Origin of the sequence: Streptomyces sp. NPDC002133 (genome assembly GCF_040296405.1) — a bacterium.
Classification (GTDB): Bacteria; Actinomycetota; Actinomycetes; order Streptomycetales; family Streptomycetaceae; genus Streptomyces.
Genome location: NZ_JBEOXF010000050.1, coordinates 1 through 23933, shown reverse-complemented (window position 1 = coordinate 23933; position 23933 = coordinate 1). Strand labels below are relative to the sequence as shown.

The window sequence follows — 23933 nt, the reverse complement described above, 5'->3', positions numbered from 1 at the left end:
GACGAGCGCCACCGCAGCAGCACGGCAGCACAGGAACAGACAACGGCAAGGAGCAGCGCGCGCATGGGTGTCATCGTCGTCACCGGAACCGGGACCGAGATCGGGAAGACCGTCGTCACCGCGGCCGTCGCCGCCGTCGCGGCCGTCCGGGGGCGCAGGGTGGCCGTCCTGAAGCCCGCGCAGACAGGGCTGGGAAGCGGGGAGGCCGGGGACGCGGAGGAGGCCGCGCGGCTCGCGGGCAGCGGGGTGAGCGGGATGGAACTCGCGCGGTTCCCCGAGCCGTTGGCACCGGCGACCGCCGCGCGGAGGGCGGGCATGGCGCCGGTGCGGCCGCATGCCGTGGCCGAGGCCGCCGAGAAGCTCGCCACGGAGCACGACCTCGTCCTGGTCGAGGGCGCCGGCGGCCTCCTCGTACGGTTCGACGACGCCGCCGGCACTCTCGCCGACGCAGCCCGCACGCTCCGCGCCCCCGTACTGATCGTGGCTCCGCCCGGGCTCGGGACGCTGAACACGACCGCCCTCACCGCCGAGGCGCTGCGCGCCCGTTCGCTGGAGCCCCTCGGCGTCGTCGTGGGCAGCTGGCCCGCCGTGCCCGATCTCGCGGCCCGCTGCAATCTCACCGATCTGCCCGAGGCGGCGGGCGCGCCGCTGCTGGGCGCCGTGCCGGAGGGATCGGGCTCGCTGCCGCCCGCCGCGTTCCGTACGGCGGCGCCTTACTGGCTCGGCCCCGCGCTCGGCGGGGTCTGGGACGCGGAAGCCTTCGCCGCGTCCGTACGCTGACGTCATGACCGCCATGCGAGCAAGAGTCGACGAGATCGTCTTCGACTGCGCCGAGCCCGTGGTTCTCGCCCGGTTCTGGTCCGGTCTGCTCGGCGGCGAGGCGGTGGTGCGGGACGCGGGCTGGGCGTATGTCGATCCGCCCGGGTTCGTACGCGTCGCCTTCCAGCGGGTGCCGGAGGCGAAGTCCGTCAAGAACCGGCTCCATCTGGACCTGAACGCGGGAGACATCGAGGCAGCGGCCGCCGAGGCCGTGCGGCTCGGCGCGACCCTCGTCGGCGGGATCGTCGCCGACGACCAGGGCAGTTTCCAGGTGGTGCGGGACCCGGAGGGCAACGAGTTCTGTTTTGTGGGCGGCTGACGGCTGACCCGGGCAGTCCGGGGGGACAATCTCCGTATCGCTCGTCGGAGGAGGCCCACGATGCCGTTGCGCCGTTCGAGTGTCCCCCGGGACGCCGTCCACCACCCCGTCTTCGCCCGCTTCTACGCACGCATCAGCGTGACGGCCGACACGAAGGGCGGGATCGCCGCCCACCGCGAGGAGCTGCTGTCCGGCATGTCGGGCCGGGTGATCGAGATCGGGGCGGGCAACGGTCTGAACTTCGCCCACTATCCGGCCGCCGTCTCGGAGGTGGTCGCGATCGAACCGGAGCGCAGCCTGCGCCGGCTGGCGGCGACCGCGGCCCTCCACGCCGACGTGCCCGTCGATGTGGTGCCGGGTGCGGCCGAGGCGCTGCCCGTGAAGAGTGAGGCGTTCGACGGGGCCGTCGTGTCCCTGGTGCTGTGCACGGTGCGGGACGTGCCGCGTGCGCTGTCGGAGATCAAGCGGGTGCTGCGCCCCGGCGGCGAGTTGCGCTTCTTCGAACACGGCCTGGCGCCGGGCCGCGCGATGGCCGGGGTCCAGCGTGCCCTGGACCGTACGGTGTGGCCGTGGCTGTTCGGAGGCTGCCACACGGCCCGTGACCCGATCGCCGCGATGGAGCGGGCCGGCTTCGACGTCGGCGCGTACCGGGGGCTGAGCATTCCGGAGAAGGGGCCCCGACTGCCCTCGTCCTTCGCGGTGCTGGGAGTGGCGCGCCGGCCGTACACGACCGACGCACCGGCTCAGGACGTGTCCTAGTCCGCCCTCGGCGTCCGGAAGCGCTCAGCGTCGCCGGTCGCCGTCGCCCTTCTCCAGTTCGTCGGCGAACGCCCGTAGCGCGTCGGCCAGTTCCTTCTTCGTCGGCAGCTGGTCGACCTTGGCGTTCAGCTCGTCGATGCGCTCGGCCAGGCCGTCCAGGTCGGCCGGCGTGCTGGGCGAGGGGGACGGGGACGAGGGATCCGTCGGCGCGGGGTCGGTCGGGCCGGTCGGGCTGGGGTCCGGTCCGCCGACGGTCTCGCCCGTCGAACCGCTGCCGTCGGACCCGTTCGTCGTGCCGCCGTCGGTCACGCCCACGCTGCCGCCGCTGTCGGTACCGCCGCCGTCGCTGCCGCCGCTGTCCCCGCCTGTCGCTCCGCCGGTGTCCGGCGGCGTCGACGTCTCGTCGGCGACGCCGACGCGGGCGACCGGCCCGTCCGTCCCGTTCGCCGCGATCGCACCGCTGATGCCCAGGACCGCGATCACCGCGGCGCCGGAGACCGCGAGCGCCATCCGTCTCGTACGCGTGTTCTGTGTGGTGGCCATGCGTCGCAACCTAGCCACGACCCACGTCCGGACGGGCGGCTTCCGCGGATCCTCCGCGCCGGCCGGCTCAGCGGCTCCACTGGCGGAGTTCGCCGGCGATGGTCCGGACGTCCGCCTTGCCGTCCTTCACGAGCCGTGCGAGGTCACGTACCTGCTCGGGCGAGGTCACGACCTTCAGGCCCGACGCGACGAGATAGCCGTACGCGACGGCCGACGCGAACATCGCGTTGGAGTGCTCCAGCGCGGGAACGTGCAGCAGCAGTTGCAGCAGGGCCGCGGCACGCGTGTGCGGATCGCTGTAGACAGGTGTGCCGAATATCTCCGCATCATGACGGCTGACGGCAGCGACGAGCGCACCCCAGTCGGTGACCTGCGGATCGCCGGGCGTCTTGTGCTCGGCGACCATGAGAAGCCAGGCGAGGTCGATCGAGAGGTTCAACGCCCGCCCTTGCTCCGCTCCGCGCCCGACGCGCGGCCCGACGCGCCGAACTCCTCGGCGAACACCGATTCGTACTGCTTCATGAAGTCGGCCGCGGCATCGACGAACGTGCGCCCGACCTCGCCCGCGTCCTGCTGGACGAGCTCTTCGATGTAGCGGTTCACGCTCACCCCGCGCTGGTGCGCCCGCCGGCGCGCGGTCTCGGCGGTGCTCTCGTCCACCCGTACGTTCAGCTGAGTCTTGGCCACCCCTTCACGCTAGCGCCGCGGCGCTAGCACCGACAACCCCTGGAGGCTGCCCGTACGCTCGGGGGTACGCAGCAGCGAGCACGGAGTTCGGGAGCCGCAGACACCCACGACCCGGGAGGCAGCATTGTCCACTCCTGCCACAGCGCCGGCCCATGGACCGGCCACGGACGCGCCGCTCGCCGCGCGGGCCCGCGGCCTCACCAAGGCGTACGGCACGGGCGAGACGGCCGTGCTCGCCCTCGACTCCGTGGACGTGGACATCGCGCGCGGGCGCTTCACGGCCGTGATGGGCCCCTCCGGATCCGGCAAGTCCACACTGATGCACTGTCTCGCGGGCCTCGACACGGTCTCCGCAGGGCAGGTCTGGCTCGGCGACACCGAGATCACCGGGCTCAGGGACCGTGAGCTCACCCGGCTGCGCCGGGACCGTGTCGGCTTCATGTTCCAGGCGTTCAACCTGCTGCCGACGCTCACCGCCGCCGAGAACATCACGCTTCCGATGGACATCGCCGGGCGGCGACCCGACCGGGAGTGGGTGGACCAGGTGATCGACACCCTGGGGCTGCGCGACCGGCTGAAGCACCAGCCCGCGCAGCTCTCGGGCGGTCAGCAGCAGCGTGTCGCGTGTGCCCGGGCCCTCGCCTCCCGCCCCGAGCTGATCTTTGCCGACGAGCCGACCGGCAATCTGGACTCGCGGGCCGGTGCCGAGGTGCTCGGTTTCCTGCGGGAGGCCGTGGACCGCCTGGACCAGACGGTGGTGATGGTGACCCATGACCCGGGCGCGGCAGGCCACGCGGATCAGGTGCTGTTCCTCGCCGACGGGCGCATCGTGGACGTGATGCACGAGCCGACGGCCGAGGCGGTGCTGGAACGCCTCAAGCGTTTCGACACCCTGCGCAAGAGCTGAGGGACCGGCGCCGTGCTGAAGGCGACGCTGCGGAGCCTCCTCGCCCACAAGGGCCGGCTGCTCCTGTCGGCCCTCGCGGTGATCCTGTCCGTCGCGTTCGTCAGCGGCTCGCTGATCTTCTCGGACACGGTGGCCCGCACCTTCGACCGGCTGTTCGCCTCGACCTCGGCGGATGTGACGGTCTCCCCGAAGGAGGGTCTCGAAGAGTACGTGCCCTCCGGTGTGGTCCGTACGGTCCCGGCGTCGCTCGCCCAGCGTGTCCGCAAGGTCGACGGTGTCGCCGACGCGCATGTCGACGCGGCCGTCGAGAACGTCACGGTCGTCGACGACCGCAAGGAGCCCGTCGGTCCGACGACGGGGGCACCCACCGTCGCCGCCAACTGGTATGTCACCGACCGCAGTCCGGTGCGACTCACCGCGGGACACGCGCCGGAGGGTCCGGGCCAGGCCGTCGTCGACAAGGACACGGCCGACAAGAAGGACGTGCGCATCGGGGACACGCTCACCGTCGTGGCCCAGCCGGGCTCCTTCGATGTCGAGATCGTCGGCATCGCCACCTTCACCGCCACCAACCCGGGTGCGGCACTCGTGTATCTCGACACGGCGACGGCCCAGCGGAAGCTGCTGGGCAGGCCGGACGCGGCCACGTCGATCTCCGTGGACGCGGTCGGCGATGTGTCCGACGCCGAGCTGAAGCAGCGGATCGGCACCGCGCTCGGCGACACCTACGAGCTGAGGACGGCGGACGAGCAGGCCGAGACGGCCGCCGAGCAGCTTGGCGGATTCCTCGATGTGATCAAGTACGTGATGCTCGGCTTCGCCGGCGTCGCGGTGCTGGCCGGGATCTTCCTGATCGTCAACACCTTCTCGATGCTGATCGCCCAGCGGACACGCGAGTTGGGGCTGCTGCGGGCCCTGGGCGCGGACCGGCGGCAGGTGCGCCGCTCGGTGCTCACCGAGGCGCTGCTGCTCGGACTGATCGGCGCGACGCTGGGGCTGGCCGCCGGGATCGGTCTCGCCGCGGGTCTGATCGAGCTGATGGGCCTGTTCGGGATGAATCTGAGGGCTGCCGAGATGGTGATCGGGCCGGTGACCCCGGTCGCGGCGTACGTCGTCGGACTCGGCGTCACCTTTGTCGCCGCGTATCTGCCGGCCCGCCGTGCTGCCCGGGTGTCGCCGATGGCCGCCCTCGCGGAGGCCGAAGTCGCAGGTGTGGGACGGCCGCTGAAGGTCCGGGCGGTCGCGGGTGGGCTCGTCGGCGCGGCGGGCCTCGCCGCGCTCGCGGGGTGTGCGGCGAGCGGGCGGACGGCGACCGCGTCCTCGCTGCTCGGACTGGGCGTGGCGCTGACGCTGATCGCCGCCGTGGTGGCCGGTCCGCTGCTGGTGCGGCCGGTGATCAGGCTGCTGGGCGGGGCGTACCCCCGGCTGTTCGGTGCGGTCGGCCGCATGAGCCGGCGCAACGCGCTGCGCAATCCACGGCGTACGGGCGCGACGGCCGCGGCGCTGATGATCGGGCTGGCGCTGGTGACCGGACTCTCGGTGGCGAGCGCCTCGATGACGCGCTCCTTCGACCGGCAGATCGACCGCACGCTGGGCGCCGACTTCGTCGTCCAGAACACCAACTTCCAGCCGTTCCCGCAGGAGGTCACCGAGAAGGTACGGGACGTGGCGGGCGCGGGCACGGTCGTACGGCAGCGGTTCACGCCGCTGGCGCTGACGCTTCCGGACGGCGGGCGGGTGGAGTCGACGGCCGCGGGGTACGACGCCGGGCTGGACGATGCCGCGAACGTCACGTACGCGAGCGGGGACACGCGGGCCGCGCTGGCGCCCGACGCACTGGGCATGGACCGTGACTTCGCCTCGGAGCACGGGGTGCGGATCGGTTCGGTGCTGCCGGTGGAGTTCCCCGGCGGCCGGCAGGCCCGGCTGGCGGTCGGCGCGCTGACGGACATGGACCAGGCGACGGGGCCCGGGATGCGGGGCGGACTGTTCATGGGCCTTGCCACCCTGGACCGGCATGTGCCGGGCGGTCAGGAGAGCGCGGTGTACGTGAACGCGGCGGGCGGTGTCGATCCGGGCGAGCTGCGCGTGGCGCTGGAGGAGGCCCTGGAGCCGTATCCGCAGGTGCAGGTGAGGGATCAGGCCGACTACAAGGAGCTGGTGCGGCAGCAGATCTCCGTACTGCTCCATCTGGTGTACGCGCTGCTGGGGCTGGCGATCGTCATCGCCGTGCTGGGCGTCGTGAACACGCTCGCGCTCTCGGTGGTCGAGCGGACCCGGGAGATCGGGCTGCTGCGGGCGATCGGTCTCTCGCGGGTGCAGCTGCGCCGCATGATCCGGCTGGAATCGGTCGTGATCGCGGTCTTCGGAGCGGTACTGGGGCTCGCGCTGGGCATGGTGTGGGGAGTGGCGGTGCAGCAGGTGCTGGAGCTGGAGGGCATGACCGAGTTCGCCGTGCCGTGGGGGACGGTCGTGGCGGTCGTGCTCGGATCGATGGTGGCGGGTCTGGCGGCGGCGGTGCTTCCGGCGCTGCGGGCGTCGCGGATGAACGTGCTCGCCGCCATCGCGCACGAGTAGCCGAGCTTCCGAGGAGAGACTTCATGGCCAGGCCGATCCGGTTCGGGGTGAACACGGTGACGCCCGCCGATGGCGAGGAGTGGCGCAAGCGGTGCCGGCGGGCGGAGGACCTCGGCTACGACGTCATCCTGGCGCCCGGTCATCTGGGCAGGGTGGCACCGTTACGGCGTTGACCGCCGCCGCCGATGCGACGCAGCGGCCACGGCTCGGCACGCTCGTCCTCACCGCGGCGTTCTGGAACCCCGTCCTGCTCGCCCGGGAGATCGCCACCGCCGATGTACTCACGGGCGGAGATCGGGCTCGGCACCGGCTATGTGGAGCAGGAGCACGACCGCGCGGTCCTGGACTTCCTCCCGCCGGGCTGGGGGCACCTCGCGGGCGAAGCTCCGGGGGAGCGTGGACCAACTGGCCCGTACGGTCGAGGAGGTGGACCGGTTGCCGGCGGACGAGGGGCACGTGCCGCAACCGGTGCAGCGGCCGCGGCCACCGCTGCTGATCGGCGGGAACGGCAACCGGGTGCTACGGACGGCGGCCGAGCACGCGGACGTCGTGGCGTTCACCGGGGCCCGCGAGTCGAACGGCGTGCTGATGGCGCTCACCGCACAGGAGCTGGACGAGCGGGTGGTGGCGTACCACTCGTTCGCGGCCGGCCGCCAGACCCCCGCCGAACTAAACCTGCTCGTCCACGCCCCGGCGATCACCGACGACCGGCGGGCCGCGGCCCGGGAGTTGCTGCCGCTGGTCCCGCATCTCACCGAGGAGCAGGTGCTGGAGCCGCCGCTGCTCGCCCCGGCACGGTGAAGCAGATCGCGGACCGGATGAGGGAGCAGCGCGCGCGGTACGGCTTCTCGTACCTCACCGTGCTCGACCCGTGGATGGAGTCGTTCGGTCACGTGATCGAGGAGCTGCGGCGCGACTGGGCGGGCCCGTATCGCATGGCGGAATGCCGTCGACGGGCCGCCGGGGCGATGGTGGGATGGCCGCCATGACTGATCTTCGGATACGGACCGCGACGCCGGCCGACCTCGACGCCGTGCTCGCGTTCTGGAAAGCGGCGGCGGAGGGCACCAGCATCAGCGACGACCGGGCGGGGGTCGAGCGGCTGGTCGAGCGCGACCCCGATGCGCTGATCCTCGCGGAGCGCGACGGCGAGCCGGCGGGCACGGTGATCGCGGGCTTCGACGGCTGGCGCTGTCACCTGTACCGGCTGGCGGTCCATCCGGACCACCGGCGGCTCGGTGTGGGCGGGGCGCTGCTCGCGGCCGCGGAGGAACGCTTCGTACGGCTGGGCGGGCGGCGCGGGGACGCGATGGTGCTGGACCGGAACGAGACGGCGCACCATGCGTGGCGCTCGGCCGGATACGCGCCGCAGCCGGAGTGGAGCCGCTGGGTGAAGCCGTTCGTCTGACACCCCGGCCCGCCCCGGCCTGCCCGGCAGGGCAGGGGCGCCACAACCCCTTTTGCCCGTCCTTTACCATGGGTGTTCTCCCGACCGTATGAAACGAAAGGTGTGAGCGTCCGCCCATGGGCGAGCCTCCCAGTAGCAGACATCGCGCGATCCTCCTCCCCCTGGCCGATCATGGGACGGAGGTGAACCGATGACCGAGGTCCTCCTGCTCGTGGTGGCGGTGCTGCTCTGCTTCGCCTGCGGGGCATTCGTCGCGGCGGAGTTCTCGCTCACGACCGTCGAGCGCGCCGACCTGGAGCGGGCCGTGGAACGGGGCGAGCGCGGGGCCGCGAGCGCCCTGAAGGCCGTGCGCGGGCTCACCTTCCAGCTCTCCGGCGCGCAGCTCGGCATCACCGTCACCAATCTGGTCGTCGGCATGCTCGCCGAGCCGTCCATCGCCAAGCTGATCAGCGGTCCGCTCGAGGCGTCGCTCGGTATGTCCCCGAACGTCGCCTCGTCCCTGGCGCTCGCCATCGGGACGGGCCTTTCGACGATCGCGCTGATGGTCGTCGGCGAGCTCGTGCCCAAGAACTGGGCGATCTCGTCGCCGCTGACGGTCGCGAAGGCCGTCGCGACGCCGCAGCGGGTCTTCTCCGCGGCCTTCCGCCCCCTCATCGGCCATCTGAACAACACGGCCAACCGCATCCTGCGCCGGCTCGGGCTCGAGCCGACCGAGGAGCTGGCGTCCGCGCGCACGCCCCAGGAGCTCGTCGCGCTGGCCCGGCACTCCGCCAAGCAGGGCGCGCTGGAGGCGGACACCGCCGAGCTGTTCGTACGGACGCTCTCCCTGGCCGAGCTCACGGCGGAGAACGTGATGACGCCCCGTGTCCAGGTCACCGCCCTCGACATCCTGGCGACCGCGGAGGACGTCGCCAACGCCACGCGGGCCACCGGACTGTCGCGCTTCCCCGTCTACCGGGGCAGCCTCGACTCCGTCGTCGGCATCGCGCACATCAAGGACGTCCTGGCCGTCCCGGCCGAGCGGCGGCTCCGTCACCCCGTGGCCGAGCTGCTGCGCGAACCGCTGCTGGTGCCCGAGACGCTCACCGTGGACCGGCTGCTCGACCGGCTGTCCGGCAAGCGGACGATGGCGGTCGTGATCGACGAGTACGGCGGTACGGCCGGGGTGGTCACCCTGGAGGACATCGTCGAGGAGGTCGTGGGCGAGGTCCGCGACGAGCACGATCCGCACGAGACACCGGACCTCGCGAGGGCCGGTGAGGACGCGGACGGCCGGGCCCTGTGGTCGGCCGACGGTGCCGCCCGCGCCGACCAGCTGGAGGCGATCGGCCTGCGGGTGCCCGAGGGGCCTTACGAGACGCTCGCCGGGCTGATCGCCACGGAGATCGGCCGCATTCCCGTCGTCGGTGACGGCATCGAGCTCTCCGGCTGGCGGCTCGACGTGGTCGACGCGTCCGGACGGCGCGCGGCGCGGGTGCTGATGCACGCTCCGCAGCCGTCGCAGGACTGCGACGGCTGCGACAGCTACGGGGACTACGACGAGGGGCGGTCCACGCGATGACGACCGTGATCCAGCTCTTGATCGGCTTTCTGACGCTGGTCGTCAATGCCTTCTTCGTCGGTGCGGAGTTCGCCCTGATCTCCGTGCGCCGCAGCCAGATCGAGCCGGAGGCGCAGGCCGGGAACAGGCGGGCCCGTGCCGTCGTGTGGGGCCTGGAACACGTCTCCGCGCTGCTGGCCGCGGCGCAGCTCGGCATCACCCTGTGCACCCTGGTGCTCGGGGTGGTCGCGGAGCCCGCCATCGCACATCTGCTGGAGCCGGTCTTCGACGTCCTCGGTGTGCCGCACGGGCTGGTCCACCCGATCTCGTTCGTGATCGCCCTGGCGGTGGCGACCTATCTGCACATGCTGCTGGGCGAGATGGTGCCGAAGAACATCGCGCTCGCCGAGCCCACGCGGACGGCGCTGCTGCTCGGTCCGCCGCTGGTGACCCTGGCCCGGGCCCTGCGCCCGGTGATCTTCGCGATCAACGCCTTCGCGAACGCGCTGCTGAAGCTGTTGCGGGTGGAGACCAGGGACGAGGTTGCGGCGACGTTCTCGGACGACGAACTGGCGCGGCTGGTCAGGGACTCCGGGAGAGCCGGACTGCTGGACGACCGGGCGGCCGAGCGGCTGCGCGACGCGCTGGAGCTGGGGCGCCGGCCGGTGGCCGATGTGGTCGTGCCGGTGGAGCGGGTGGTGTACGCGCACGTGGGCGTCACGCCCGAGGAGCTGGAGCGGCTGTCGGCGGAGTCGGGGTACTCCCGTTTCCCCGTCGTGGACAGCACCCGCACGCTCCTGGGCTACCTGCACGTGAAGGACGCTCTGGACGAGTTTCCGCGCAACGCGCCGTTCCCGGTCACGGCGATGCGGCCCATCGCGCGGGTGCGTGCCTCGACGCCGCTCGACGATGTGCTGACCGCGATGCGCCGCAGCCGGACGCATCTCGCCGCGGTGCTGGACCAGGACGGCAAGCCCGCCGGTCTGGTGACGATGGAGGACGTGCTCCGGGAGCTGGTGGGGCGGCCCGGTCAGCTCAGCTGAACCGCCGCATCCACGTTCGGGCGCTTCGGGCGTCTCGGGCGCCCGGGTCCGTGCGGTCCGTGGTCTCCGTGATGCCGGGGCCGCGCGCGCCGACACCGGACGCGCCGATCGCCGTGAGGACGGCGAGCAGCGCCGCCAGGCCCGCCGTCGCGAGGGCGGCGGGCCAGTCGACGTCGAAGAGGCTCGTCGCGCCGGCCATGAGCACCGCGGCGAGTGACTGGGCGAAGGTGCGGACGGCGCGTTCGGCGGTGGCGGCCCAGAAGGCCGCGCTCAGCAAGCTCGTCATGTACGGGACATACCCAGTCGGCCATGTCCGGCAGGCGGCAGGCCGTCGACGAGCCGGTTACCGGGCCGTGGCGGAGAGCCAGGCGTCGAGCACGCGGCGGTCCCCGCTGTGCCTGAAGCGCGCGTCGGAGGGCTCGTAGCGGCCGTGGACGAGCAGCAGCAGGTCACCGCTCTCCGCCTCGACGGTGGCCGTGGCCTCGCCGCGGGCGGTGGCGGTCCCGCTCGTGTCCTGGTCCTGGAGGGTGACCGTCCAGGTGGCCCGGTGTCGGTGGCCCTCAGGCACCACGTCCGCCAGAGCCTCCGCCAGGGCGTTCAGCAGCGCATCGCTCACAGGTCTCCCCCTCCGCGTGGGACCGGCTCCCGGAGCCCGGAACCGGGGGCCCATACCGCGCGGTATTATCGCTCCGCCATGCAGATGAATGCCACATACACCAGCTTTGTCGCGGTCGGCGACTCGTTCACCGAGGGCATGTCGGACCTGCTGCCCGACGGCTCGTACCGGGGCTGGGCCGACCTCCTCGCGGCGCGGCTGGCCGCCCGCACACCGGGGTTCCGGTACGCCAATCTCGCCGTCCGCGGCAAGCTCATCGGACAGATCGTCGACGAGCAGGTGGACCGCGCGGCCGCGATGAAGGCCGATGTGGTGACCCTCGTCGGCGGGCTCAACGACACCTTGCGCCCCAAGTGCGACATGGGCCGGGTCCGCGGGCTGCTGGAGGAGGCCGTCGAGCGGCTCGCGCCGTCGTGCGAGCGGCTGGTCCTGATGCGCAGCCCCGGCCGCAACGGCCCGGTCATGGAGCGATTCCGGCCGCGCATGGAGGAGCTGTTCGACCACATCGACACCCTCGCGGCGCGGCACGGCGCGCTGGTGGTGGACCTGTACGGGGCGCCCGTCCTCGGCGATCAGCGGCTGTGGGACGTGGACCGGCTGCATCTGACCGCCGAGGGGCACCGCCGGGTCGCCGAGGCGGTGTGGCAGTCGCTCGGCCTGACCGCCGAGGACGACTGGCAGGCGCCGCTGCCGCCGGCGGTGCCGCCCGGATGGACGGCCCGGCGGACGGCGGACGTGCGCTTCGCCCGGCAGTATCTGGGGCCGTGGATCGGGCGTCGCCTCACCGGGCGCTCGTCCGGTGACGGCCGGCCCGCGAAGCGGCCCGACCTGCTGCCGTACGAGGTCCGGGCCGACGTGCCCGCCGACGGTACGCGCGACGTGCCGGTCGAGGTGCCCCGCGATGCGGCTCGCGACCGCGGACTCGTGTGACGTGGGCAGGCCCCGGGGCGGGTACTCGTAGCAAGCCACAAATCGGGGCGGGGCGCTGGCCTGCACAAACCGCCAGTAGAATCCGTACACGTGACTGCAAAGCCTCGCATCCCCAACGTCCTGGCCGGCCGCTACGCCTCCGCGGAGCTCGCCGTCCTGTGGTCCCCCGAGCAGAAGGTGAAGCTGGAGCGTCAGCTCTGGCTCGCCGTCCTGCGCGCGCAGAAGGACCTCGGGATCGAGGTGCCGGACGCCGCCATCGCCGACTACGAGCGCGTGCTCGACCAGGTCGACCTCGTCTCCATCGCGGAGCGCGAGAAGGTCACCCGGCACGACGTGAAGGCGCGCATCGAGGAGTTCAACGCCCTCGCCGGCCATGAGCACGTGCACAAGGGAATGACCTCCCGCGACCTGACCGAGAACGTCGAGCAGCTCCAGATCCGCCTCTCCCTCGAGCTGATGCGCGACCGCACGGTCGCCGTGCTCGCGCGCCTCGGGAAGCTGTCCGGGGAGTACGCGGAGCTGGTCATGGCCGGCCGCTCGCACAATGTCGCCGCCCAGGCGACGACGCTCGGCAAGCGCTTCGCGACGGCGGCAGACGAACTGCTGGTCGCCTACGCGCGGCTGGAGGAGCTGCTCGGCCGCTACCCGCTGCGCGGCATCAAGGGCCCGGTCGGCACCGCCCAGGACATGCTCGACCTGCTCGGCGGGGACGCGGCGAAGCTCGCCGAGCTGGAGCAGCGCATCGCGGGCCACCTGGGCTTCGCCCACGCCTTCACGTCCGTCGGCCAGGTCTACCCGCGCTCGTTGGACTACGACGTCGTCACGGCCCTGGTGCAGCTCGCCGCCGCGCCGTCGTCGCTGGCGAAGACGATCCGGCTGATGGCCGGGCACGAGCTGGTCACCGAGGGCTTCAAGCCCGGCCAGGTCGGCTCGTCCGCGATGCCGCACAAGATGAACACCCGCTCCTGCGAGCGCGTCAACGGCCTGATGGTGATCCTGCGCGGCTACGCCTCGATGACCGGCGAGCTGGCGGGCGACCAGTGGAACGAGGGCGACGTGTCCTGCTCGGTCGTGCGCCGGGTCGCGCTCCCCGACGCCTTCTTCGCGTTCGACGGACTGCTGGAGACGTTCCTGACGGTGCTGGACGAGTTCGGCGTCTTCCCTGAGGTCGTCGCCCGCGAACTCGACCGTTACCTGCCGTTCCTGGCCACGACCAAGGTCCTGATGGGTGCGGTGCGCGCCGGGGTCGGCCGCGAGGTCGCCCACGAGACCATCAAGGAGCACGCCGTCGCCTCGGCCCTGGCGATGCGCGAGCAGGGCGCCGAACGCAACGAGCTGCTGGACAAGCTCGCCGCCGACGCCCGCATCCCGCTGGACCGCGCCGAGCTCGACGCGCTGATGGCGGACAAGCTGTCCTTCACCGGCGCGGCGGCCGACCAGGTCGCCTCGGTGGTCGCGCGCATCGAGGAGATCGCCAAGCAGCACCCGGACGCCGCCGCGTACGCGCCGGGTTCCATCCTCTGACCCGGCTCGCTCCCGTGGCCCGGTTCACCCCCGCCGAGCTGGAGGCCGCCCGCGACCGCCTCGTTCCCGATGTGGTCGCGGACGGTCTGTCCGTCCTTTTCTGCGGCATCAACCCCGGTCTGATGTCGGCCGCGACGGGCCACCACTTCGCCCGGCCGGGAAACCGCTTCTGGCCGGTGCTGCATCTGTCGGGCTTCACCCCGCGCCGGTTGAAGCCGTCCGAGCAGGACGAACTGCTCAGACACGGGCTCGGGATCACCAATGTGGCGGCCCGGGCGACCGCGCGGGCCGACGAACTCGGCGACGAGGAGTTCCGCGAGGGCGGCCGGATCCTCGCCGCGAAGGTGGAGCGCCTGCGGCCGCGCTGGCTGGCGGTCGCGGGCGTCACGGCGTACCGCACGGCCTTCGGAGACCGCACGGCGCGCATCGGCCCGCAGGAGCGGATGATCGGCGACACCCGGATCTGGGCGCTGCCCAACCCCAGCGGTCTCAACGCCCACTGGACGGCGCAGGCCATGGCGGAGGAGTTCGCCCGGCTGCGAGAGGCCGCTGCCGCCCCGGGAGGAACAGGCCGCTCCTGAGGCTGCCGGGCCGTTGTTCCTGCGGCCGGCCGGTCGCTCCGGGGGCGGGCCGGCCATTCCAGGAGGGGGCTGCCGATCCACGAGCAGCCTGCCGATCCGCGACCGGGCCTGCCGCACCTACGGCGGGTCCGTTTCCGTCACGACGGCCAGCAGCTGGAAGGGCAGCTCCGTGTCCCACTGCGAGAGCCCCAGCAGCACCCACCGGCCGTCCACGCGCCACAGGTGCACATCGGGCACCGAGTTGCTGAGCGTCCCCCAGGGCTCCGGTATCTCCTCGCCGCCGTCGAAGGATCTGGCGAACACCGAGGCGAGGCTGAAGACCTGCGCCTCGCCCCACCGCTCGCTCAGCAGCAGCGCGAGGGCCTCGCGCTCGGCCTCGTACTGCTCCTCGACGAGCTCCCACCGCGATCCGTCCTCCCAGAAGTCCTCGCTCGTGCTCAGCTCGGCCATGTGAAAACCGGGACCGCTGGGGCCCACGTCCGATCTGCCGGGCTCCGCCGGAAAGGGACGGGCGCGCAGCAGATCGATGGTCGCCAGATGCCGTGCGAGGGTCATGGGGCCAGTAAACCTGTCCTCACTGACATTTGGCGGTCCGTCAGGTGGACAGCCCGGCGCCCGGCAGGGCGCTTCCCGGCCGATCGGTACGCACGCCCTCTGCGGACGCTCGCCGTGCCCCACCGCCATTGAGTACGATCCGCAGACACGCGCACGAGCGGGAAGGACACACGGTGGGTCGGCTGACCGGCGGGGACCCGTCGCTGCTGCGGCGGATCAACTCCGCGGTGGTACTCCATGCACTGCGGGGCGCCGACTCGACCACGCTCACCGACCTCACCCGGATCACCGGGCTGTCCCGGCCGACCGTCGAGGGTGTGGTCGAAGGGCTGATCGAGGCCGGTCTGGTCCTGGAGGCCGCACCCGACGAGAGCGAGGCCCGCCGGCAGGGTCGTCCGGCGCGGCGGTTCCGCTTCCGGGCGGAGGCCGGGCATCTGCTGGGAGTGGAGATCGGCCCGCACAGGGTTGCCGCACTGCTGTCGGGGCTCGACGGGCGGATCACGGGCGCCGGGTCGCGGGAGGTGTCGGAGACCGCGTCGGTCGAGGAGCGGCTCGAGCGGGTGCGTGCCGTCGTCGCCGATGTCCTGCGCCGGTCCGGTGTCGCCCGGAGTTCACTGCGCGCGGTCGGGGTCGGTACACCGGGGATCGTCGAGGCCGACGGGACGGTGCGGCTGTGCACGGCGCTGCCCGGCTGGACGGGGCTCGCGCTCGGTGAGCGGCTGAGGCGGTCGTTCCGCTGCCCGGTGCTGGTGGAGAACGACGCCAACGCGGCGGCCGTCGCCGAGCACTGGAAGGGTGCCGCGACGGACTCGGACGACATCGTCTTCGTGCTGGCGGGATTGAGCCCGGGCGCGGGCTCGCTGATCGGCGGCCGGCTGCACCGGGGCTACGGCGGCGCGGCCGGGGAGATCGGCGCGCTGCATCTGCTGGGCCGGGAGGTCACGCCCGAGACGCTGCTGTCGACGACCGGCGAACCGTTGCATCCACTGGACGAGCAGGCGGTTGCCGAGGTGTTCGCGCTTGCCCGGCAGGGGGACCAGCGGGCGCGGGCCGCGGTGGACCGGTTCATCCAGCGGCTGGTGCACGATGTGGCGGCGCTCGTCCTGGCGCTGGACCCGGAGCTCGTCGTCGTCGGCGGCTGGGCTGCCGGTCTGGACGGCGTACTCGACCCGCTGCGCGGTGAGCTGTCCCGCTACTGCCTCCGGCCGCCCCGCGTGGCGCTCTCGATGCTCGGTGAGGCCGCCGTGGCGACGGGGGCGCTGCGGCTGGCGCTGGACCATGTGGAGGAGCAGTTGTTCGCCGTCGAGGGATCGGTGACGGCTCGGCACTGAGCCCGCGGGCACGAGGACGGGCTCGAAGGAACGCGTACGGCCCGCCGCTCGGTGCGACGGGCCGAACAGGGCACCCGGCAGGCTCCCGCGCACCCGGGAGGCCGGGGTGCGGAAGGCTCAGGAGGCGCGGCGCTGGTGTCCTTCGTGCCGGATCTCCAGGTCGCCCGAGTCCCCGAAGGTGAGCCGGCAGGTGTCCGCGCGGTACGTCGCGACGGACACGACGGCGGTACGGCCCTCGCTGAAGTAGCGCGTGGTGACGACGAGAACGGGCGCGCCCGGCAGCCGGTCCAGCTCCTTGGCGTCGTCCGCGCGGGCGGAGCCGAGTTCCACGGCACGGTCCTGGCCGTCGAGGGCCAGCCGCTGCAGCTCGCGCAGGACCCCGCGGGCGCGCGCCGCGCCGGACGGAGCGCCGATGGCGGAGAGATCCGGCACGGAACCGGACGGGATGTAGAGCAGCTCGGCCGCGACCGGCTGGCCGTGGGTGACCAGCATCCGGCGCACGGTGTGGACTTCCTCGTCGCCGTCCGTGTCGAGCACGCGGGCCACGGCGGGCGGCGGCAGCGCGACCGTGCAGTCGAGCGGCTGCCAGGAGTCCTCGGGGCCACCGGGCCAGCCCTGCGGGGAGGTGGAGACGTCGACGCCCATGCGCGGCGGGGCGACGGTGGTGCCGACGCCGCGGCGACGCTGCAACCGGCCCTCCAGCTCGAGCTGTTCGAGCGCCTGGCGGAGAGTGGCGCGGGCGACGCCGAAACGGGCGGCCAGCTCGCGCTCGTTGGGCAGGATCTCACCGACCGAGAAGTCGGAGTCCAGTGCCTCGCCGATCACGGTCTTCAAGTGCCAGTACTTCGGCTCCGGCACCGACTCGAGCTGCGTGGTCCCCACCCTGTCCTCCGCAATCCCCGTGGCCCCGGCGGCTTTCCGTGCCCTTGTTTATTAAAGGTTCCTGCACTAACTCTGCGACCATAGGACGGCGCACAGACTTGGTCAAGACCAATCCTGATGCGCGGGGACATGGAATCACCGTCTGCCACAGAGCGTTCACGGAAGGTTCGTGCTCCGGCGAAAAAGCAACGGCCCCGCACCCGGTCGGGATGCGGGACCACGCGGGGCGGCGGAACGGCGTCGCCGGGATCCGTCGTCCGGATCGGGCCGCACCGGACAGGACCGGACAGGACAGGACCGGACCGGCACGGAACGGAGCAGGAGCCTGGCCCTACGACACCAGGCCGCCGAGCTTGTCCGGATTCCGTACGAGGTAGATGCACTGGATGCGGCCGTCCCTGACCTCGATCTGGAGGGCGGTGTCCGGGTGTCCACCCGCGAACACCAGGAGGCCGGGCGCTCCGTTGAGCTCCGTGAGCCGGAACTCGGAGTCGGGCAGGGGCTCCTGGGCCACGGCGTGCAGGAAGCGGCCCACCTTGTCCGCGGTCTCGATGACCCGCAGGGGCGCCTTCGACTTGCCTCCGCTGTCGCTGACCAGCCGGACGTCGGGGGCGAGGAGGTCGAGGAGCGCATCGAGGTCGCCGCCGGTCGCCGCGGCGAGGAACCGCTCGGTCAGGGCCCGGCGTTCGGCCGGATCTACGTCGTATCGCGGCTTGCGCTCCTCGACATGGCGCCGGGCCCGCCCGGCGAGCTGCCGCACCGCCGCCTCGCTGCGGTCCAGGGTCGTCGCGATCTCGCCGTACGGGAATCCGAAGGCCTCCCGCAGCACGAACACCGCGCGCTCCAGCGGCGAGAGGGATTCCAGGACGACCAGGACGGCGAACGACACGGACTCCATGAGCACGGCGCGCTCTGCGGTGTCGGGGGCGGTGTGGTCGAAGTCGGTCGCGACGGGCTCGGGCAGCCAGGGTCCGACGTACGCCTCACGGCGCGACTGCGCCTGTCGCAGCCGGTCGATGGCGAGCCGGGTGGTGATCCGCACGAGATAGCCGCGGGGTTCCCGGACGTCGTCCCGCTCCTCCGCGGACCAGCGCAGCCAGGCCTCCTGGACCACGTCCTCGGCGTCGGCGAACCTGCCGAGCATGCGGTAGGCCACTCCCGTCAGCACGGAGCGGTGGGCCTCGAAGACGTCGGTCACGGTGTCGGTCGCCACGGTTCCATCCCAGCCGACACATTCCCTCCTGTCCAGGCGATCGACGTGCGTCGCTCGGCACACGGGACGCGGCCCGCGCACACCATGTGCAGGCGGCGGCCGGTGGTCGACGGTCAGGACCCGAGAGGTTCCGATGCGGTACGGACTACTGGGCACCGGCGAGGTCGGGCGCACCCTTGCGAGCGAGCTGGTGAGGCTGGGGCACGAGGTGCGGATCGGCACCCGGAACGCGGCCCGCCCCCACGGCCGTGGAGTGGGCGGGGGCCGCCGGCCGGGCCGCGAGCAACGGCACGATCGCCGAGGCCGCGGCGTTCTGCGTGCGGTGATCCCGACGGTGGGCGGGAACCCCGCGAAGGTGCCGGACGCGCATCAGATCTTCGTGTCCGGGGACGACGGGGGCGCGAAGGAGCAGGCGACGGTGGTGCTGGGCGAGTTCGGCCGGCCGGCCGGGTGATCGGCCTCGGCGGGGTCGAGTCGGCCCGTGCGGTGGAGATGACGATGCCCCAATGGGTCACGCCTTTCCGGAGGTTCGGGGATGCGGAGCTCAACTTTCCCGGTGCGCCGGACCGTTCACCGATGGACACCGGACCGCGTGCCCGAGCGTTTCGGCGGGTATCCCTTGAACTGGGCCCTACTGGGCGGTAATTGTTGCTGACAGCGCGTCTACAAAAGGGCACCACCAGGGAGCACAGGGAGCAGCGGCATGGCCTCGAAGGTCTCGTTCACGATCGATTCCCCCCGCGGGAGCCACACGGTCTCCGTGGCGTACGAACGCATCGGCACGGGCGAGCCCCTGCTGCTGCTCCACGGCATCGGGCACCACTGGCAGGCGTGGGAGCCGATCCTTCCACTGCTCGCACCGGACCGCGATGTGATCGCCGTCGATCTGCCCGGCTTCGGCGAGTCCCCGGCACTCCCCGACGGCGTGTCGTACGACCTCCCGACGGTCGTGCCGGTGCTCGGCGCCCTCTGCGAGGCGCTCGGGGTCGAACGCCCGCATGTCGCGGGCAACTCCCTCGGCGGCCTGCTCGCCCTGCAACTGGGCCGCGAGAACCTCGTCCGCTCCGTGACGGCCCTCTCCCCCGCCGGCTTCTGGACGGAGAGCGAACGCCGTTACGCCTTCGGCACGCTGCTCGCGATGCGACAGGGCGCCCGGGCACTCCCCCCGGCGGTGATCGGCCGGCTGTCGCGGACGGCCCCCGGGCGGGCGGCGCTCACCAGCACCATCTACGCCCGCCCGGGCCGCCGTTCACCCGAGGCGGTCGTCGCCGAGACGCTCGCGCTCCGCGACGCGACCGGCTTCCGCCAGACCCTCGACGCCGGCCGACGGGTCCTCTTCACCGACGACGTGCCCGGCGTACCGGTCACCGTGGCCTGGGGCACCCGCGACCGGCTGCTGCTGCGCCGCCAGGGCATCCGCGCCAAGCGCGCGATCCCCGGCGCCCGGCTGGTGCGGCTGCCCGGCTGCGGCCATGTGCCGATGAACGACGACCCCGCGCTGGTCGCCCGGGTCATCCTCGACGGCAGCCGCTGACCTCCGGCCGTCGGCGGCCGCACCTCGGCCGACGCCCCCCGGCCTGCCCCGGGCCCACACGCCCGACCCCAGGACGACTCCGGCCCCGACGAGGGCGCTGCCCGTCGCCTGTGCCGGACCGTACGTACCGGTGCCGACGAGCGGGGCGGTGAGGGCTGCGGAGACCGGGATCAGACCCGAGAAGAGCGTGGCCCGTTCGGCACCGATGCGCTGCACGCCCATGTACCAGCAGACGAAACCGATCACGGTCACGATCGCCGCCTGCCACACCAGGGCCAGGGACTCGGCGGCCGACGGCGTCCGCACCACGCCGGCGCCGTCGAGCACCAGCCCGACGAGGGTCGATTCGACGGCGGCGATCCCGCAGACCGCGGCGGCGAGCAGCCTGCGCCGAGCGGCCGGAGGACAGGCACGGCCAGGACGGCGAAGCCCACCTCCCCCGCGAGGGCTCCCGCCGACCAGGCGACTCCGGCGGGGTCCGTCCTTCCCCACCCCTGGACGGCGAAGGCGCCCGCCGCCACGAGCAGGGCGCCGAGCACGACCGGCCGGGTGGGCCGCCGGCCGTCGAGCAGCGGTACGAGGCCCGCGACCACGAGGGGCGCGCAGCCGACGAAGACTCCCGGGACGGCGGGCTCCGACGTGCGCTCGGCGGCGAGGATCGCAAGGTTCACCGGGCCGGCAGGCCGATGACACGACCGGCATCCTGGGCGCGGAGCAACTGGCCTGGCCCGGGGGGACCCGGGGGCCCGGGCAGCGGCCTGTGGACGCCCGGGACGTTGTCAGTGGTGGGCCCTACCGTCCTTCACATGACGCGATCCGTACAGGCATTCGCCTATTCCCGCCCGTCCGCCCTGGAGTCCGCAGGGGATGGCCGGCTGCTCGGTCTCGAGACCGCCGGTGGGCTGACACCCGGCGGCGCCGAGGCCCATCCCCGGTTCTTCTCCGGCTTTCTGACGTCGCCCCGGACCGCGGCCCGCGGGCTGCTCGCCGTGGCGGACGTGGCGGCCACGCGCTACTACCAGCGCGAGTTGCGCGCCTCCCTCGACCCGGTGGTGACGGGGAACGGCGACCGGCTGCGGTTCGAGTCGTTCTCCGGATGCTGCGGGGTGTACGCACGCCTGGACGTGCTCCAGGAGGGGCTCGACGGCGGCGAGACCGGCCACGGCACGACGAACGTCGACGTCAACAATCCGCTGCGGGAGGCGCTGTCGCGGCTCGGCGGGGACGATCCGCTGCATCTGCGGGTCGGCCCGGACGAGCTCGCGGTGACCACGCTGGACGGTGCCGTCGTGGAGAAGAGGGTGCCGCTCCCCGACCGCTGGCTGCGCGGGTTCGCGGAGGCGCAGGTGGTCTCCGCCGGGTTCGATCTGCGGGCCGAACTGACCGCAGCCGAGGCCGTGCGGTTCCTGCGCTCGCTGCCGCGCTCGTCGGGCGGTGCCTCACGGGGTGCGATGTGGGTCGTCCCGGCGGGCAGGACGCTGCGGCCGACGACGCGGCCCGTTCCCGGGGCCGTGTGTCTGCCGGGGCCCGAGCGACTGGCGGCCTTGCAGCGGGTGCTGCGCCAGGCGACGGGGCTGCGTGTGTACGGGCCGCCGGTGACGGGCGGTGCCGGTGCGGGCGCCGCCGCCACGGCGAGCGCGTGGGAGGTGACGCTGCCGGGCATGCGGCTGACGCTCACGCTGTCGCCCGAGGCGGCCCGGGGCTTCTCGGGCGAGGGCGGGGTGCTGGAGGCGCTGGCCACCGACGAGGCCGCCGAGGACGCGGAGCTGGTGTCCGTACTGCTGGCGTGGGAGCCCCTGATCGACCCTGCCGACCTGGCCGAGCAGTCGGGCCTCACGGTCGCGCGGGTGCGGGCCGCGCTCACCCGGCTCGGCACCGCAGGCCGGGTGGGGTACGACATCGCCGACGCGGCCTACTTCCACCGCGAGCTGCCGTACGACGCGGACCGCGCGGAGCGGCACAATCCGCGCCTGGTCGCGGCCCGGGCGCTGGTCTCGGCCGGTGCGGTACGGATCGACGGTGCGAGCGCGACGGTCGCATCGGGCGAGCAGCGCTATCAGGTGCGCGACGCGGGCGGGGCGCTGAACTGCACCTGCCAGTGGTGGGCCGACCACCGGGGCACGCGTGGCCCGTGCAAGCACGCACTGGCCGTCCGGATCGCGAAACGGGTCACCGATCCCCAGGACGCGACACAGCACGGCGCGGCACAGCACCGAGGCACGACGGCACAGGCCGCGCCTGCCGAGGGAGGCGTGCGATGAAGGAGCTTCTCGACGCCGCACGGGCGGGCCGGGTCCACGACGTGCCGGGCCTGCTGAAGCCGATGGCGACGGCCGAACGCCGGGCAGCCCTGGCCGAGTTGAAGGAGCTGCGCCGCGAGGTGCGCGGCTGGGGCTGGGACCGCTGGCAGGCACGGAGCGCCGCCCAGCGCGCGCTGCTCGTCGCCGGTGCCGGGTGCCACACCGGCGCGGCGGCCGCAGCGGCCTGGATCGGGGCGCGTGAGCTTCGCGACTGGCGGCCGCTGCCGAGCACGGACCTGCTCGATGTCCTGGCCGGCCGGGAGCCGGCGTGGCTGGGCGATGTCGCGCACCGGCTCGCGGCCCGCGCCGCGACGGCTGCGGAGGACTACCCGTTCATCGCCGACCTGGTGCGGCTCGCCAAGTGCCCCGTACCGACGACGGACGCCTTCGTGCACGGCTGGGCGGAGTCCCTGGTCTCGGCGAGGCCCTCGCACGCTTCGCGGGCCACCCTCTCCCTCGCGCTGCGCAGCGATCCGCATGTGCGGGAGCTGGCGCCACGCCTGTTCGAGACGGTGGAGCCGGCCCCGGCCCTCTCCTGGTACAGCGACCCGAAGGCGCCGGACCACTGGCCGTCGGCGCTCGCCGGGCTGGCCGGGGACGGGGTGATCGACCGGTCCGTGCTCGTCGACGGGTGCGTCGCCCGGCTGGTGCGCGGAGGGCGGCCCGCAGAGCTGCGGTTCTTCCTGGTGCTGCTCGAGCGCATCGCGCTGACAGCGGCAGAGGAGCGGGACCGTGCGGCGGACTGGATCGCGATGGCTGCGGACGGGCCCTCGTCGCCGGCCGGTCACGCCCAGGAGGTGCTCGCCCGGCTCGCCGAGTCCGGTGCACTGTCGGCGGGGCAGCTGGCGGAGATGTCCGCCGCGGTGCTGTTCCGTCCGGAGAAGAAGCTGGTACGGGCCCAGCTGGTGCTGATCGGCAAGGTGCTCCGGCGCGATCCGGGGGCCGCGACCGAGCTGCTGCCGGTGGTGGCCGAGGCGTTCGGCCACGAGGACACCGCGATCCAGGAGCGGGCGCTGAAGCTGGTGGGCCGCCATGTCCGGGCCGGGCGAGGCGGCCCCGGTGTGGACGACGCCCTCCGGTCGGAACTGGCGGGCTCGGCCGGCCAGTTGAGTCCGGTACACCGGGCGCTCGCAGCCGAGGTGTTCGGTGAGGAGACGGCGGCGGGCGACGGGGCGCCGTACGAGGAGACTCTGCCGCCGGTGCCGGTGCCCGCGCGGCTGGCTCCCGCGCCGGACACCGTCGAGGAGACCGTGGAGCTCGTGGTCGCGCTGATCAAGTCGCGATCCGCGTCGGTGGCGGAGTTCGAGCGCGCGCTCGACGGCCTGGTGCGCCACGCCCACCGGGACCGCCAGGCGCTGGCGGCGGCCCTGCGCCCCGCGCTGGCCGACCGCTGGTGGCTCGGCGAGGCGTCGGTCGGCGACCTCGTGGACCTGCCGTCCGCCGAGCGCTTCGAGGGCATCGAGGTCGTCGCCGCGGCCGTGCTGGACCGGGTGTCGGTCCGCAGCCTGCGCGACGGCCTGGTCCGGGGCGGCCCCACTGCGGCCTGTGTCCATCTGGCGCTGGACTCCGTGGTCAACGTCCGGGTGTGGGAGGTCGCCCACCGCATTCGGACCCGGCAGCTGCCCTTCCTCCTCGCCACGCCCACGTGGGAGAACGGCGCGCTGGACGCGAGCGATCTGGTCGAGCGGCTCAGCGCGTACGGGCGGCTGTGCGCCGACCCCGTGGAAAGCGACTTCGCCCAGGCTCTGCTGCGGGTGCGCCGGAGTGGCGGCCCACGCCTACCCTCGACCCTGACACTGCCGCCATGCCGCATGGCCTCCGCGGGAATGCATGCCCCGTAGGATCCGTTGGGCGGGGTGGGAGTC

Annotated in this window: 24 protein-coding genes and 2 pseudogenes; 17 read left to right on the top strand and 9 right to left on the bottom strand. The window is 73.1% G+C overall.

Translation table 11 applies throughout. The features are described 5' to 3' along the window. The first annotated feature begins 63 nt into the window (after positions 1-63). The 3 genes from bioD to ABT078_RS32405 are packed head-to-tail and all read left to right on the top strand — an operon-like array spanning position 64 to position 1897. Positions 64-780, top strand: a complete 717-nt coding sequence (gene bioD / locus ABT078_RS32415) for a dethiobiotin synthase (RefSeq protein ID WP_351234097.1) — start codon at positions 64-66, stop codon at positions 778-780. Positions 781-793: 13 nt separating this feature from the next. Beyond that, positions 794-1138 (top strand): VOC family protein, encoded by a 345-nt coding sequence (locus ABT078_RS32410; protein WP_351234182.1) that lies wholly within the window; start codon positions 794-796, stop codon positions 1136-1138. 60 nt (positions 1139-1198) lie between these two features. Further along, positions 1199-1897, top strand: a complete 699-nt coding sequence (locus tag ABT078_RS32405; RefSeq protein WP_351234095.1) for a class I SAM-dependent methyltransferase — start codon at positions 1199-1201, stop codon at positions 1895-1897. A 24-nt stretch (positions 1898-1921) separates the two neighbouring features. Here ABT078_RS32405 and ABT078_RS32400 read toward each other — a convergent pair whose 3' ends face one another. The 3 genes from ABT078_RS32400 to ABT078_RS32390 all read right to left on the bottom strand — a co-directional run bounded on the left by ABT078_RS32400 (position 1922) and on the right by ABT078_RS32390 (position 3127). After that, positions 1922-2440, bottom strand: a complete 519-nt coding sequence (locus ABT078_RS32400; RefSeq protein ID WP_351234093.1) for a hypothetical protein — start codon at positions 2438-2440, stop codon at positions 1922-1924. Positions 2441-2507: 67 nt separating this feature from the next. Further along, on the bottom strand, positions 2508-2879 hold the full coding sequence (locus tag ABT078_RS32395; protein ID WP_351234091.1) for a fic family toxin-antitoxin system, toxin component: 372 nt from the start codon (positions 2877-2879) through the stop codon (positions 2508-2510). Next, positions 2876-3127, bottom strand: a complete 252-nt coding sequence (locus ABT078_RS32390; RefSeq protein ID WP_351234089.1) for an antitoxin — start codon at positions 3125-3127, stop codon at positions 2876-2878. The genes ABT078_RS32395 and ABT078_RS32390 overlap by 4 nt, the downstream gene beginning before the upstream one ends. A 124-nt stretch (positions 3128-3251) precedes the next feature. Between ABT078_RS32390 and ABT078_RS32385 the strand changes: the two genes are divergently transcribed. The 6 genes and pseudogenes from ABT078_RS32385 (at position 3252) to ABT078_RS32360 (ending at position 10602) form a co-directional block, all read left to right on the top strand. Continuing rightward, complete coding sequence (locus tag ABT078_RS32385; RefSeq protein WP_351234087.1) at positions 3252-4034, top strand: ABC transporter ATP-binding protein; 783 nt, start codon at positions 3252-3254, stop codon at positions 4032-4034. A gap of 12 nt (positions 4035-4046) precedes the next feature. Continuing rightward, complete coding sequence (locus ABT078_RS32380) at positions 4047-6611, top strand: ABC transporter permease (RefSeq protein ID WP_351234085.1); 2565 nt, start codon at positions 4047-4049, stop codon at positions 6609-6611. Positions 6612-6634: 23 nt separating this feature from the next. Next, positions 6635-7600: pseudogene (locus ABT078_RS32375) on the top strand (TIGR03621 family F420-dependent LLM class oxidoreductase). After that, entirely contained in the window at positions 7588-8019 is a 432-nt protein-coding gene (locus ABT078_RS32370; protein WP_351234083.1) for a GNAT family N-acetyltransferase, read from the top strand. Before ABT078_RS32375 ends, ABT078_RS32370 begins: the two are co-directional and overlap by 13 nt. Positions 8020-8209: 190 nt before the next feature. Next, positions 8210-9580, top strand: coding sequence for a hemolysin family protein (locus ABT078_RS32365; RefSeq protein WP_351234081.1), 1371 nt, complete (start codon positions 8210-8212; stop codon positions 9578-9580). Continuing rightward, complete coding sequence (locus ABT078_RS32360; protein WP_351234079.1) at positions 9577-10602, top strand: hemolysin family protein; 1026 nt, start codon at positions 9577-9579, stop codon at positions 10600-10602. The genes ABT078_RS32365 and ABT078_RS32360 overlap by 4 nt, the downstream gene beginning before the upstream one ends. Here the strand turns inward: ABT078_RS32360 and ABT078_RS32355 are convergent. Both ABT078_RS32355 and ABT078_RS32350 read right to left on the bottom strand, forming a co-directional pair. Further along, on the bottom strand, positions 10595-10888 hold the full coding sequence (locus tag ABT078_RS32355) for a holin (protein ID WP_351234077.1): 294 nt from the start codon (positions 10886-10888) through the stop codon (positions 10595-10597). The genes ABT078_RS32360 and ABT078_RS32355 overlap by 8 nt on opposite strands. A gap of 57 nt (positions 10889-10945) precedes the next feature. Beyond that, on the bottom strand, positions 10946-11218 hold the full coding sequence (locus ABT078_RS32350) for a hypothetical protein (protein ID WP_351234075.1): 273 nt from the start codon (positions 11216-11218) through the stop codon (positions 10946-10948). 78 nt (positions 11219-11296) lie between these two features. Between ABT078_RS32350 and ABT078_RS32345 the strand changes: the two genes are divergently transcribed. From ABT078_RS32345 to mug, 3 genes are all read left to right on the top strand, one after another. Continuing rightward, positions 11297-12148, top strand: a complete 852-nt coding sequence (locus ABT078_RS32345) for an SGNH/GDSL hydrolase family protein (RefSeq protein ID WP_351234073.1) — start codon at positions 11297-11299, stop codon at positions 12146-12148. Positions 12149-12238: 90 nt separating this feature from the next. Beyond that, positions 12239-13672, top strand: coding sequence for an adenylosuccinate lyase (gene purB / locus ABT078_RS32340; RefSeq protein ID WP_351234071.1), 1434 nt, complete (start codon positions 12239-12241; stop codon positions 13670-13672). Between the two features lie 14 nt (positions 13673-13686). Continuing rightward, entirely contained in the window at positions 13687-14253 is a 567-nt protein-coding gene (gene mug, locus ABT078_RS32335; protein WP_351234069.1) for a G/U mismatch-specific DNA glycosylase, read from the top strand. A gap of 117 nt (positions 14254-14370) precedes the next feature. On the opposite strand, the gene ABT078_RS32330 is transcribed toward mug, so the two are convergent. Further along, a complete protein-coding gene (locus ABT078_RS32330; protein WP_351234067.1) occupies positions 14371-14808 on the bottom strand; it encodes a hypothetical protein in 438 nt (145 codons plus the stop codon). A 173-nt stretch (positions 14809-14981) separates the two neighbouring features. Here ABT078_RS32330 and ABT078_RS32325 point away from each other — a divergent pair, with 173 nt between their 5' ends. Further along, positions 14982-16139 (top strand): ROK family transcriptional regulator, encoded by a 1158-nt coding sequence (locus ABT078_RS32325; protein ID WP_351234065.1) that lies wholly within the window; start codon positions 14982-14984, stop codon positions 16137-16139. Positions 16140-16256: 117 nt separating this feature from the next. On the opposite strand, the gene ABT078_RS32320 is transcribed toward ABT078_RS32325, so the two are convergent. Continuing rightward, positions 16257-17021 (bottom strand): GntR family transcriptional regulator, encoded by a 765-nt coding sequence (locus ABT078_RS32320; protein ID WP_351234063.1) that lies wholly within the window; start codon positions 17019-17021, stop codon positions 16257-16259. A 331-nt stretch (positions 17022-17352) separates the two neighbouring features. Further along, positions 17353-18234, bottom strand: coding sequence for an RNA polymerase sigma factor SigJ (gene sigJ, locus ABT078_RS32315; RefSeq protein ID WP_351234061.1), 882 nt, complete (start codon positions 18232-18234; stop codon positions 17353-17355). A 133-nt stretch (positions 18235-18367) separates the two neighbouring features. Here sigJ and ABT078_RS32310 point away from each other — a divergent pair, with 133 nt between their 5' ends. Both ABT078_RS32310 and ABT078_RS32305 read left to right on the top strand, forming a co-directional pair. Further along, the gene (locus tag ABT078_RS32310) at positions 18368-18688 is read left to right on the top strand and encodes an NAD(P)-binding domain-containing protein (RefSeq protein WP_351234059.1); all 321 of its coding nucleotides are present in this window, start codon (positions 18368-18370) and stop codon (positions 18686-18688) included. A gap of 249 nt (positions 18689-18937) precedes the next feature. After that, positions 18938-19768, top strand: a complete 831-nt coding sequence (locus tag ABT078_RS32305) for an alpha/beta fold hydrolase (RefSeq protein WP_351234057.1) — start codon at positions 18938-18940, stop codon at positions 19766-19768. Here the strand turns inward: ABT078_RS32305 and ABT078_RS32300 are convergent. Then, positions 19730-20436, bottom strand: a pseudogene (locus ABT078_RS32300) (DMT family transporter); the annotation flags it as partial. The gene ABT078_RS32305 and the pseudogene ABT078_RS32300 sit on opposite strands and share 39 nt — an antisense overlap. A gap of 138 nt (positions 20437-20574) precedes the next feature. On the opposite strand from ABT078_RS32300, the gene ABT078_RS32295 reads away from it, so the two are divergent. After that, positions 20575-22029 carry an SWIM zinc finger family protein gene (locus ABT078_RS32295; RefSeq protein ID WP_351234055.1) on the top strand — a complete coding sequence of 485 codons (1455 nt, stop codon included), beginning with the start codon at positions 20575-20577 and terminating at the stop codon, positions 22027-22029. After that, positions 22026-23909 (top strand): DUF6493 family protein, encoded by a 1884-nt coding sequence (locus tag ABT078_RS32290; protein ID WP_351234053.1) that lies wholly within the window; start codon positions 22026-22028, stop codon positions 23907-23909. The genes ABT078_RS32295 and ABT078_RS32290 overlap by 4 nt, the downstream gene beginning before the upstream one ends. Positions 23910-23933 lie beyond the last annotated feature (24 nt).